7 protein-coding genes are annotated in these 13,045 nt (G+C 39.1%); all 7 read right to left on the reverse strand.

Annotated features, from left to right (window positions below):
- Positions 1-280: 280 nt before the first annotated feature.
- Positions 281-1,177, reverse strand: coding sequence for a glycosyl hydrolase family 17 protein (locus AC0NBN_RS09520; RefSeq protein ID WP_160812621.1), 897 nt, complete (start codon positions 1,175-1,177; stop codon positions 281-283).
- Between the two features lie 91 nt (positions 1,178-1,268).
- Complete coding sequence (locus tag AC0NBN_RS09525) at positions 1,269-3,632, reverse strand: MFS transporter (RefSeq protein ID WP_160812622.1); 2,364 nt, start codon at positions 3,630-3,632, stop codon at positions 1,269-1,271.
- 13 nt (positions 3,633-3,645) lie between these two features.
- Complete coding sequence (locus tag AC0NBN_RS09530; protein ID WP_474468249.1) at positions 3,646-5,130, reverse strand: glycoside hydrolase family 30 protein; 1,485 nt, start codon at positions 5,128-5,130, stop codon at positions 3,646-3,648.
- A 105-nt stretch (positions 5,131-5,235) separates the two neighbouring features.
- On the reverse strand, positions 5,236-6,450 hold the full coding sequence (locus AC0NBN_RS09535; protein ID WP_160812623.1) for a glycosyl hydrolase family 17 protein: 1,215 nt from the start codon (positions 6,448-6,450) through the stop codon (positions 5,236-5,238).
- Positions 6,451-6,635: 185 nt separating this feature from the next.
- Positions 6,636-10,058 (reverse strand): hypothetical protein, encoded by a 3,423-nt coding sequence (locus AC0NBN_RS09540; protein ID WP_160812624.1) that lies wholly within the window; start codon positions 10,056-10,058, stop codon positions 6,636-6,638.
- Positions 10,059-10,207: 149 nt separating this feature from the next.
- Positions 10,208-11,050 carry a glycoside hydrolase family 16 protein gene (locus AC0NBN_RS09545; RefSeq protein ID WP_143883112.1) on the reverse strand — a complete coding sequence of 281 codons (843 nt, stop codon included), beginning with the start codon at positions 11,048-11,050 and terminating at the stop codon, positions 10,208-10,210.
- Positions 11,051-11,067: 17 nt separating this feature from the next.
- Positions 11,068-12,951 carry an Ig-like domain-containing protein gene (locus tag AC0NBN_RS09550; RefSeq protein ID WP_160812625.1) on the reverse strand — a complete coding sequence of 628 codons (1,884 nt, stop codon included), beginning with the start codon at positions 12,949-12,951 and terminating at the stop codon, positions 11,068-11,070.
- Between the last annotated feature and the right edge of the window lie 94 nt (positions 12,952-13,045).

Here is a 13,045-nt window from a genome sequence, read left to right on the forward strand (position 1 = left end):
GTTTCAATGGAATCAGCGAAACTTTGTTTTGTTAACGCCTCCGTTTCCTATGTCATTTATTTTTTTTAAAAATTTTTATTTTTTTTCAACCTTGTCAGGGTTTGAAACCCTGACAAGGTTTTTGCGTTGAATCTCTCGCAGCCCGACTTGAGTGGAGCTCTTTTTGTGAGGAGTCCTTCGGCAAAGCTCAGGATGCGATGAGCAAAAAAGCGGGAACGGAAGGCGGATTAAGCTGCCCAAAAAAAACTCGCATCTCGTAACTCGTAACTCGCAACTCTTCTCAATACTTCAACTTCTCGTGTTTGTCCCAGATTCCCCAATGTGCGCCGACCTCGCCTTCGGGACCTACTTTCCAACTTTCGTCGAAGGAGGAAAAGTAGAAACAGTCGATTTGCTCGTCCATACACCACAATTGGGTGTTGATGAAGTAATTCAAAGCGTTTTCTCTGGACGGAAAAGCGCCCTTCAAATCTTCGCCTTTGCTTGGCCAACCGGTTTCGGAAATGATGACGGGTTTTCCGTTGGCTGCCTGTTTTGCCTGATAATACATTTGCTTCATATAATTGAGCGAATGTTCGGCGGGGCAACTTTCCCAAAACGGATAACAGTTTGCCAAAATAACGTCGCAAGCTTCTGTAATTCTTGGTTTTATGGTAAATTCGTAATAGGCATCTACGTAACCTACGGGAATTTCGGGGAGTTCTTTTTTTACACGGTTGATGAAATCCAGCAATTCGTCTTCGGTTAAATCTTTGCGGTACATCACTTCATTTCCTACGGCTGCAATGTCCACATATCCTTCTTTGGCGAGTTTTATCAATCCTTCAATTTCTCTTTCGTTGATTTCGGGATCGTCTCCCAACCAAGCTCCGACCAGGGTTTTCATTCCGAATTCTTTGGCGATTTTCGGGATGTGTTCGTTGCCTTCGGTGCAAGAAAACGAGCGAACCCACGATGTGTGCGGTTTCAGGATTTCCATTCTTCGGCGAACTTGCTCCTCGGAAATGATGTCGCCGGGTTTTTGTCCGTCTTCATACAAACTGAAACAAAAGCCGTGAACGCCATTGTTGAGAATTTCCCGAAACAAATCTCTTTTTTCGGTTTCGGTTTTTCCTATAATATAATTATCCTGATTGAGTTTGGGTAAGGATAAATATTGCTCTGCTCTGTATGACATTGGTAATGATGATTATGAGTTGATAATGGTTAATTGATTATTGACAGTTTCTAAAATCTTGTGTCTCGTGTCTAATATCTTGCGTCTATTTTCAAAATTTGAATTTTTCGTTGGCATCCCACAATCCCCATGAAGTTCCTGCCCAACCTTCGAAATGGATTTTCCAAGATTCGTCGAAAGAAGAGAAATAGAACAGCGTTAAGTTTTCTTTCGATGCCCATTTTTGTGCTTCGGAGAAATATCGCATTAAATTTTCTGGCGATGGTTGTGCATTTTGTACGGCGTCACCTTTACTTGGCCAACCGGTTTCTGCAATGATGATTTCTTTTCCACCCGCTATTTTTTTGGTTTGATGATACATTTCCTGCAAATACATTCCGGCATTGTCTATAGAAGCACCTTCCCAGAACGGGTAGCAGTTGATTAAAATTTTATCGGTTGCTGCTGCCAATTTCGGGTGATTGATGATTTCGTAATACACATCAATATACGTTACAGGAACATCCATCGTTTGATTTTTAACTTGTTGAATGTAGCTCAACAACGTTTCTTCATTTTGGTCGCCACGGAACAATACTTCGTTTCCAACGGCGGCGATATCTACATTTCCTTCTTTGATTAACTGAATTAAAGCCTGAATTTCTTGTTGGTTTTCGGTTTCATCTTTGCCAATCCACGCTCCCATCAATACTTTGAAGCCCATTTCTTTGGCAATTTTCGGGATATTTTCGTGTCCGTGCGTGGAAGAAAAGACTCTGATCCATTGTGTATGAGGTTGCAGCACTTCCAAGCGTTTTCGGATTTGTTCTTCAGTGATGTAATCGCCCGGAAATTGTTTTTCGGTGAATGCACTGAAACAAATGCCACTCATTCCGGCTTTGAAAACATTGTAAAATTCAGTTTTTATGCCTTCAACATTGGTATAATCAAAGGTTGGGAAATAATACTGCGGAAATTGCTGTTGCAGTTGCAATCGGGAAAGTCCAGCCAAATTCATTCCTTTCAATATATTGTTGGCACCGTATCCAGAAGGTTTTGGCGCTTTTCTTCTGGCTAATTCTGCACTTATTTCTCTGGCTTTTTCTTCTGACACATCATAATCCCACATTACCCAAATGGCTATTAATGTACCTGCAATTGGAATTACCGAGAAAAGAATATGCAACATAGAAATTGCCCCTTCTTGTTGTGTTGTAGGAATCCCTTCTTTGAAGCCTACCCAAGTTAGAATTAAACCACTTAATCCACCCGCAATAGCAGCGCCAAATTTTACCATCCACCAATAAATAGCGCCAAATATTCCTTCTCTTCTTTTTCCGGTATTGAGTTCGTCAATATCAATCACATCGGAGGTCATCGACATCATAATGGTAAACAAACTCCCTATACCAAAGGAGAAAAAAGGCAATGCAATAATAAACAAATAGGGTTTGCCCGGAACTAATAAAAACCAAAGCAAAATATACCCTAAAATAGAAATGCTTTGAGAGATGATAAAAGCATTTTTTTTGCCATATTTATTGGCCATCCATCTCACGATGGGTATCACAAAAAGCGTTGTAGAGGTTGCTCCTAAACAACCAAAAAGAGTTGGCCAAATCCCAGCATCAGCTGGACTTCCATTAAATAAATGATAAACAATTACAAAAAATGTAAAGCTTGCAACCGTATTAAATGCATTAAAAATTAAAAAAGTAGCAATACATAGTTTTTTAAACGGCTTTATTTTTAAAGCTTCTTTAAATCCTTCGATGATTAAATCAAAACTTCTACTCGCGTTTTTTAAATTTAAGGGTTCATAATTTTCGTTGAGCGTTGATTTACTTTTGATAAAAATACCCGGAATAACTGCGAGTATGGTACAACCGATGGCAACATAGATGGCCAAAGTTCTGGTGGCTATTTCTGCGGTAGGGAAAAAATCGGGATCATACATAATCACCCAAAACCAAGGCGCAATAACCCAAGCCAATTGTCCGATTAATTGTGACACCGCCATAATATTGGTTCGTTCGTGGAAATCATCACTCATTTCATAACCCATTGCCACATACGGAACACTAAATATGGTAATTCCCAAAAAGAAAACTAATGAAATCAGTAAAAAATAAAAGAAATTGAACGTTGGCGAATTAGAAGAATACAATTGAAACATTAATGCAAACGCAATCCCTGTAATGATGCCACCAATGATAACATATTGCCTTCTTCTGCCCCATTTCGACTTGGTATTATCCGATATAAACCCCATCAATGGATCAGTAATGGCATCAAACAACTTTGGAATAAAATAAATTAATCCTAACATCCAACCAGAAAATCCTAAATTCTGAACCAATACTACGATGAAGATTCCTAGTGCTGCAGGAAACATTTGGTTCGCCAACATTCCCAAACCGAAAGCTATTTTCTGTCCTAATGGAACTTTATTTTTTGAAATTACTGATTGTGACATATACTTTTAGTTTTTAAAAAGTTAGATGAACGGTTTGCAATGCTTTCGCATTGATATTTGTGGATATGTATTGATTTCCTAAAGAAATTTCGATGTTTTTCGCCTGTTCCGATGGATTGAAAACCACCACTGCAACCGAACCGTCGGGATTTTTTGCCGCCGTTACTTGCAATTCTTTATCCGGGTTTTCAAAACCAATTCGTACCGCATCGGGACGAATAAATTTGCTGAAATGCGCCATCGTGTAGTACAAAGGCGTTACATACACTTCATCGGTTTCGGGATCTACCAAAATCGGTGCGCCACACCAGTTTTTGAACCAATTGGGACCGCCATTTTTATCCAAAACCATATTCCAATCAATCCAGCCATCGACTTGATTGTTCAAACAACCAATAATATCTCCTGCATAACGGAACACCGGAACGTATTTCGGGTGCAAATATTTTTCTTCTTCTTTTGCCCAATCCCAACCCCAATCGGTAGCTTCAGGACTCCAATACCAAGAATCGTCTTTCCATTTCGGAATATCGCCATCAATGCAGGCTTCGGTTTGGATTAAGTGTTTGGATGGATTTTTTTTGTGTGCGTATTGCAACTCATCTTCAAACACTTTCCAAGTGCTTTCGTACCAATGAATGGCAGTTCCTGCGAAATATTTCGACGATTTTTCGGACCGGTACATTTCGTCCACCCAATTTTTGAGTTCCGCTCGGTTTTGGTCGTAGCCGAAAATCTTCACGTTTCCGTAACCGTCTTTTTCTAATTTTGGGCCAAGGAAATTTTCCACAAAATCCGTCATTTCTTTTGGCGTAAAGAGCATACTTTCCCAATTTCCGCCGTTTCCGTGAGGTTCGTTCACCACGGTAATTCCCCAAATCGGAATGCCTAATTTTTTATATTCGGTTAAATATTTTGAAAAGTATAAAGCAAAAGTTTCGTTGTATTGCGGCAATAATTTTCCGTTGATCCAAGAGTTGTTGTCCTTCATCCACGGTGGTGAAGTCCACGGTGAAGCCAAAATTTTAAAACCATCTTTGGAAATTTTTTGTGCGTCTTTAATCATCGGCACCAAATCGTCCATATCTTCCTTTACCGAAAAATGTTTCAGTTCTTTATCATCGGCAACCGGAGCATACGTGTAATTGTTCAAAGAAAAATCGCAAGAAGCAATCGTGGTGCGGGTTAAAGAATAATTAGCACCTTCCTTGCCAAAGTACAATTGCAATACTTTTTCCCGATTTTTGGGGCTTAATTTACCCAGTAAATACGCCGAACTTTCGGTAAAAGCGCCACCAAATCCCGTAATTTTTTGGAATTGTTGTTCGGGTTTAATGTTTATTTTAATTGAATTTTCAACAGCATTTCTCGCATCAATTTTAGTTAATTGATTTCCGCTTGCCGAAGTTTCGTAGATATTGGCTTTCCACGATTTTTGTGCGGTACAACTCATTGTTACACTCATTAGTATGGCAATATGTAGGCTTTTTGCAATCATTTTTTTATTTATTCTGATTTTTTTTCCCGCTGATCTTCGCTGATTCTTACTATTTTTCTGCGGTAGTCTGCGAAAAATCATCTGCGCTCATCTGCGGGAAAAATATCACTTCGTTTCCATCAATTGTTTTTCAAACTCACGATGTGGAGGCATTTCTACGCTGTCTAATAATCGTTTCAGGTTTCCGTTAAAGGTTTTCTGAATGGTGTTTCCGTCTCTTTTCAATTTTTTGAAAGCACCTTCATCTACTAAATCCCAAAGTGCATATTTGGCGTTTCCATCTACGGTAAACAATCCGAAATGATTTTCCGAACCGCCTGCATTTCCGGCATCTTTCCAAGGCTCGTCAAACGCCTCGAAATAGAAACACGAAATATTGTTTTTATTGGTCCAGTCTCGCATCATTTTGTAAAAAACACCCGATTTGTATTCGTCCACCGCTTTAGAATCGTTGCTTCCGTACAATTCATTAGAAAAAGTTGCCCAACCGGTTTCGCCAATATGTACCGGTTTTTCTACGCCCAAACTTTGCATATATTTTTTCACTGCATTGTACTGCGATTGTGCGTATTTCAAAGAACGCAACATTGCCAATTCCAACTGTTTTTCTTTAGAATACTGAAATTCATCTTCCGAAATTCCCCAAAAAATCGGGTTGTAATGCGTGTCGTGCATCGGGTAGGTGTGCATCGAAATATAATCCACCGCTTTAATGAGCTCTGTAAGTTCTTTGGTGTGGTATTCTTTGTCGCCACCGCCCCAACTTGCAAAATTATCAGAAGTGGTGATCCATAAATCTTTTGGTAAATCTCCTTTTTTCTTTAGATCTTGCAAATGATTCACCCATTTCAAAATCACGGAAGGCTGCACGTAATACGCTGTTGCCCATTTTACCATCGCCTCGTTTCCTACGGCAATCACTTTCACAATATCGGGATATTGTTTTGCCAAAGCAGCAGCACGTTCTATTTCGGTGGCGTTTCTTTCGCTTTCTTCGTAGTGATTGGGTTCAAAACCGGTCCACGCATTTTTGCAATCGATCCAAGCGCCCAACATTACATACATTTCAAAGTTGGGATCTTCTTGTTTCAGTTGATGAATAGCTTCCAAAACATTCACATCGTGCGGAAGATGCACGTTGTAGGTTCGGATGATTTTCACGCCCATTGCCGCCATTATTTTCATATCTTCCTTTAATTGGGCAATGGTAGGTTGCAATCTTCTGGAGTTGGTTCTATAACCGCCGTAAGACATTGCTAAATAATTGGGATTTCCCAAAATTTCTGAAGCTGATTTATGTGGTTTCGTTGTTTTTTGCATACTGGTACAGGACATTAAAAATGTCAAAAAAAGGGTTGATATTAGGCTGAATAGCTTCATTTTTAATCGAAATTTTCCGTTTTTCCCGCAGATCTTCTCTGATTTAAACCGCTGATTTACGCTGATATTTCTTTTTCTCTGCGATATTCTGCGGAAAAATTCTGCGGAAATCTGCGGGAAAAGATTTATTTCAACTGTTCTTTTCTGATTTTCACTTTAATCAAAGACACTTTTCCGTTTCTTTTGAAAATGTTTTCAGAATCTTCTTTATTAATGGTTAAACTGTTCTCTATTTTTGCTTCACATTGTTCATTAAAAATTGCTACGCTTTCAGTTTCCGAAATTTCATAGATTACTGGAACTTCGCATTTGGTGAAAAACAACGAATTTTCGGGTAACTTCAACGATGAAGTATTGGATTGTACATCAAAATATTCGATGGTTTTTTCTTCCGTTAAGAACTCTTCTTTTCTCAATAAATCGGGTTTAAACTGCAATTGTCCGTCTTTTACCACCATTCCCAGTTCTCCGAAACGGCTCAAAATATCTTCTTTTACCTGTCCCGTCATTCCCGGTTGTTGTGCGCCTTTGGTAAATGGCGTGTGCGAATACGCATCGGTTGGGAATGCACCGTACAATTCCGGTGATTTGTGAACCCCGATTCCTGCGTTGATTTCGTAGAAATGTTCCAACAATCTTCCCACCGTTTCGGGCGAAGCATTTTCGTTGATGGCTTTTTGGCAAACTTCCATCACGGCTAACAATAATTTGGAAACCATATGCCAATAAATAGAGCCTAAACCTTCGTAACCGTAGAATGTGCCGCTTCTTCCGGTAAATTCTTTATGGTTAAAAACTTCTTCAAAAATTTCTAAAATCAAGGTTTTTTCCTGATTTTCAACGTTTAAAGCATCTAATCCTATTTCTAAATCGCCTGCATTTTTGAAATTTCCATTGAAATGATAATTTCCTAACACATCTTTTTCAATGATTTGCGTATTTTTTTCCGCAACCAATTGTTGAAGCAATGCTGATTTTTGAACTAAATTTTCAGGAATGCTGTTTCTTTCCAAAAATCCTTTCAGTTGCTTGTTCGGATACAATAAATAACTGTATTGGTCTTCTCTAAATAACGCCGAATTTTTCAACGCGTCGAGAACTTTCAATGCTTCATTTGAAGTTAAAAATTGAGAACTCAACACCGCAACTTGTCCTTCCAACATTTCGCTGAGGTATGAAATCGTAACAGATTTTTCGTTGGAAGTCATCAAATTATAGGCGTGATATAAACCGTCTTTTCTTTCGTTGGCTTTGATGGAATGCTCCAAAAACTGCAACGAAAGGTTGGTAAATCTTCTCAACCCTTCCAAAGAAACGGTACGTTTTTTACCCCAAAATCCTTTGGTGTACACGTGATTTCGGTATTCCGAAGCCGCTTCGCCAAATAGATCGAGGATTTTTTTGCGGTCTTCGTTGCTGATGTTTCCTTCCAATAACGCAAGATTTTCTTGGAAACCTTCTCGTATTTTTTTGTAAAAATCTACCAATTCGGTAGAAACCTTCACGTTTTCCAAAGCCGAATTTTCAAAAATACCTTGGAAAAACTGCATCATTCTTCGCAAATAATACAACGTCACCATCGAAACGCCGTTTCCTACCAAAGCGTTGTTGGCATCGTTCCATTCTGGGCGTTGCGTATTCATCCAAATACCGCCTTCCAAAATAAAATTGGACAATTTAGCCAGAACAGTTGCTAATATTTTTTCGGTGAAATTTACCTTCAACACTTCTCCGTTTTCATCGGTAAGCAAAGCGCCGTCTGCTCCCATTTCGGCTCTTCTTTGGTGAATTGTTGCGTCCAATTCAAAATCAAAATCGATGGTATCTTTCGGATTTTTCAGAATTTCTTCGTGGGATTTTATTTTGTACGGAACATTGGCGTACACAAAAAGCTCCTGATCCAACAGATTTTCTAACGAATTAGGGAAATAATTTTCGGTAAATTCTAAAAATTTCTGTAAATAAATAATTTGATGATCGCCCCAATAACCAATGTAACTCCACGGATCGTCTTCTTCAATGGTTTCCCAATCGAAACCGTCTTTGGTTACCCGGTACGGATTGTACCCGTCAAAAGTCGTGGCGTTTAGGAATTTAAAAATCATTCCTTCGATAAAATACGGATAGGAATGCGCCAAAGCTTCCCAATTTTGGAAAATATCTCTCCAGTTTCCTTCGTAATCGAGGATTTTAGAACCGTCCACTTCACTTCTGGTGTTGATGGAAAATTTGTTCCACGGACGGGAAGGATCTCCGTGACGGCGGGAAAATTTGAGCGGTAAATATTCTTTTGCTAATCGGATAAAATCGGCATCATCAGCATTCTCTAGCGCTGCTTTCAATTCAAACAAAGAAAATTTCTCTGGAAGATTGTTTAAAATTTTATCTGAATTTTTGAAAACTTGTTGGTTGGCTTTCTCCATATATTTGGAAAAATCCCACCTTTCGATGGTGTAATTGTCATCGAAAATTCCGCCACGCATAATGTTGAACAGCGTGTTGGAAAAATGACGGCTGTCTCGCAAATCGTCGTTGGTAAACTGCAAACCATCGGCTGCAGCAACTAATTTTTTAAGATTTTCGGTGCCTAAATCAATATCTTTTTGAATGCTTGAAGCAAGATTTTTTTCGGTTTTAATGCGTTCAATCCAGTTAATAACATTCGATTGCGACTGATTCACATTGGCTACAAACCACCAATTTTTTTCATCATTGGTGTTTAATGCTAATTCTTGTTGAACGAAATACGCTCCTTTCTCTCCTTTGATGTCGGTTTCCTGACTTACTTTTTCGCCTTTTCTGAAATTTTTCAACTGAAGCGAAGACAGCAAATACGTTGGATTTTCTGTTCCGATGGAGAAAACGGTGTTGGCTTTCAAAGCTTCGCTGGGTTCGGCTTTATCTACGATAATGGCACTTAATGCGAAAATTCCGAGACCTGATTTTGCATCGAGCTCGGTACGTTTATAGGCATCGCCCAAATTGCTGACCCTCATTTGCAAATCGCTGCCGATTCCGTACGGTAAAATGTTTTGCAATCCGTCTAAAACAGTTACGTTTTGATTTTCGGAGGCTAAGTTTTTGATGGTTGATTTTTTGATGAAGCCAAATTCGCTGCTGTTGTTCCATTCGTAGGAAAAAGCGAGTGCTAAATCGTGGTTGATTTCTTCAAAAATGAGTTTGTTGCCAAATTCGTTTTTGTACACATTTCTGGTGGTGCGAAATTGTGCTTCGTTGCGAACGGAAAAAGGTTCCCAAACTAGTGTTTCCCCATTTTGATGCACCTGAACCATTGTTTTGCTTCCGGTAATTTCTGCCGATTCGGTGATTTTGTCATCGGTGTAGTACGGGAAAAGGGCAAATTCTGAGTTTTTTCTTCCTGCGGAAAGTCCGCCATTGCTGGACACGAACATCCAATGATTGGAGTCGCTCACGATGGTCATAAAAAACGGACGCAAAGCTTCGGCATCGGAAATTTTGAAAAAAACTTCGTGGTTGATTTTTACAGCTTCTAAAGAGGATTCGATATGGGAAATCGTGGATTGCATTATTGAAATTTTGATAAATTAATTTTAAAATTGGTTGTAAAACCCTTCCGAAGGAAAAAAGATCCTCGGATGTAATGGTCTGAAAAATGTTGTTTTATAGTGAAACCTTATAGGTTTTGAAAACTATAAGGTTTAAGATTTTTGAAAATTTATTTTGTTTTGTAAACTCTTACATAATCTATAGTCATTTTTTGTGGGAAAGGCGTTCCATCCACCGGGAAGCCAACATAATTTCCTCCAACAGCGACATTTAGAATCATAAAGAACGGTGAATTATACACCCATTGACCTTTTTTTTCTACTTCATCGCGGGTCAAACGTTGATACAGATAATCATCTACAAAAAAATCAATTTTGTCTGCGTCCCATTCTACTGCGAAAAGATGAAAATCAACATCAAATCTTCCGTCTTTTAATGCATAAGCTTTTGTAATTGCATTTCCAGCAGAATAACCTGGTCCATGAAGAGTTCCGTGAGCTATGTGCGGTTCCTGTCCACGTAATTCCATAATATCAATTTCACCACATTGAGGCCACTGAACAGTGTCTATGTTTGCACCCAGCATCCAGAAAGCCGGCCATAATCCAGGTCCGTAAGGCGTTTTTAATCTTGCTTCGAATCTTCCGTATTGCTGGTCGAAAAGCCCTTTGGTTTTGATTCTTGCAGATGTAAATGCTGAGCCATTATAATTTTCTTTTCTGGCTGTGATGACAAGATTTCCGTTTCCGTCCAGCGAAACGTTTTCAGGACGGTTGGTATAATATTGTAACTCCTGATTTCCCCAGCCACCACTTCCGGTACCGATATCATAAGACCATTTGGCAGCATCAGGTAAAGTTCCCGCCACACCATCAAACTCATCGCTCCAGGTAAGCTCCCAGCTTCTTTCGGGTAACGTCTGAACCGATTCTTCTTCGCAAGAAACTGCAAAAAATGCAAAAGCAACAAGCGATGTAAACATTAAAAATTTATGTTGATTTAAAAATTTCATAATTCTTCTTTTTGATTTTAATTGTGGAAATACATATTATCAAAGAAAACATCTCCGTTCCCATCTACTTTGAACTGAATAATATTGCTCAAATTCACTCCTGAAAATGCAGAGAGTGGAATACTGATGCTCTTCCATCCATTTGTATTAGTTCCAATACCTGAAGGTACAGACAAAGTGTACACTTTCTCAACCGGTCCGGGACTGATTAAATAGAACTTTAGGCTGGTAGAATTGGCAGAGTAATAATCCAAATGAACAAAACCATAAGAAGATACATTAAGCGGACTTGCGAATTGTGTTCCTTGATAATTAAGACCTGCATATTTCAAAGTATTATTTCCCGCAATCAGAAGTTGGGAAACTACCGTATTTTGTCCCCAGTTTGGATTAAAATCTGTTCCGGCAACATTTGTATACGCATCACTGAAAACCGAAAGAACTCCAGAAGCCGGATGAGAAGGTGCTGGTGCAGCTGTAGCTGGTGTAGATGGGATAATGCTTCCGTCATTGTAGAAATATATATTGTCTGCGTAGAAAGCCGGAATATTGGTACCTTCAAAAATAATCTGTCCGATTTTGCTTCTGGAAGTTAAACCTGTCATCGCACTAAAAGGAATGTTGATACTTACCCAGTTTTGCCCCTGCAAAGCAGGTGCGGTAATGGTTGTAACGTGATTGCTGTCATCATTTCCTCCAAAAGCTCCATTTGGTCCAAAATCTACAATATTTACTTTGAAATTTGCTCCCGCTGCTAATGCATTTGGAAGGTAAATATCTGCGTGAAAATGCGAAGTTGCAGAAGCATTAATTGGGTTGGCGGCAGACTGTATTCCTACAAAATTAAAATTATAATAATTGAGCACATTGTTTCCGTTTACTGTAAAATCTGCAGATTGTGTCGTCTGATAAGGCGCCCAATATCCGTTGTAATAATCTACCGGAACATTCGTATATGCGTCACTGAAAACCGAAATTACTTTATCTGCAGGAAGTGTAGGTGTTGGAGCTGCCAGAAAATTCCCCTGAGAGTTGATTGTTAAACTACCAGAAGCTGGTTTTCCACCCAAAGTTGCTGTAATTACCGCAGAACCTCCTGAAACTGTAGCTACATTTCCCAGAGTATTTACTGTCGCAACCGAAGGATTGGAAGATGAAAAATTAAAATAATACGGAGTAAGATTCACCACCTGATTGATTCCGTTCGGAAGGCTGAATGTGGAAATTAAACCGTCAACATTTTGGTTTACTCCCACAAAAGAAGTGACTGTTTTTGCATCCCCGTTTAGAATTCCTGCTGTTCCCTGAGCAACACCCGGAACTTTTTCAAACTTCACCTCATCAATCCAGAAAGTGTATCCGTTGTTGTTTTCCGGACCTTCGGAATAGAAAAACATTCCTTTTTCAGCAATGAGTTTGCTTGCATCCGGAATCGGAATATAGACTTTTTTCCAATTGGTGTTTACAGCTAATGCACTGATAGAAACCTGATATTTGTTTTCTCCTAAATCGTTACCGAATCCGATAATATCAATGTTTGCAGATTGGGTCGCTTTTACCCAAAATGTTAATGCATTGTAGTCTGATAAATCTCTGCCGACAGATGTAAAGAAACTTCCGCCTGCATAAGCTCCTTCCGGACTTCCAAAATCCGGAACTTCAAAACGCATAGATGCTGTTCCGGCATATTTTACTTCATTATCTACCTGAAATGCTTTAGGAGCAGAGCCTCCAAATGCAGCATAATTGAGTCCTGAACTGAAACCATCGATAAAAATCTCGGGATTTTTAGGATATCCGGCTTCTTCCAATTCATTCAGGTCGCGCTGACAACCCAAAGCCAAAAGCATGGATAATCCTAATACGGATTTTATGATTCTATTTTTAAGTATATTTTTCATTTTGATTTTTTTAATTCTAAATTTTAAGGTTGAATGTTGCAGCCCGACTTGAGCGGAAATCCTTTTTGTTGAGCAAAGCGAAACAAAAAGATTG

The organism is Chryseobacterium sp. L12, from assembly GCF_056133985.1.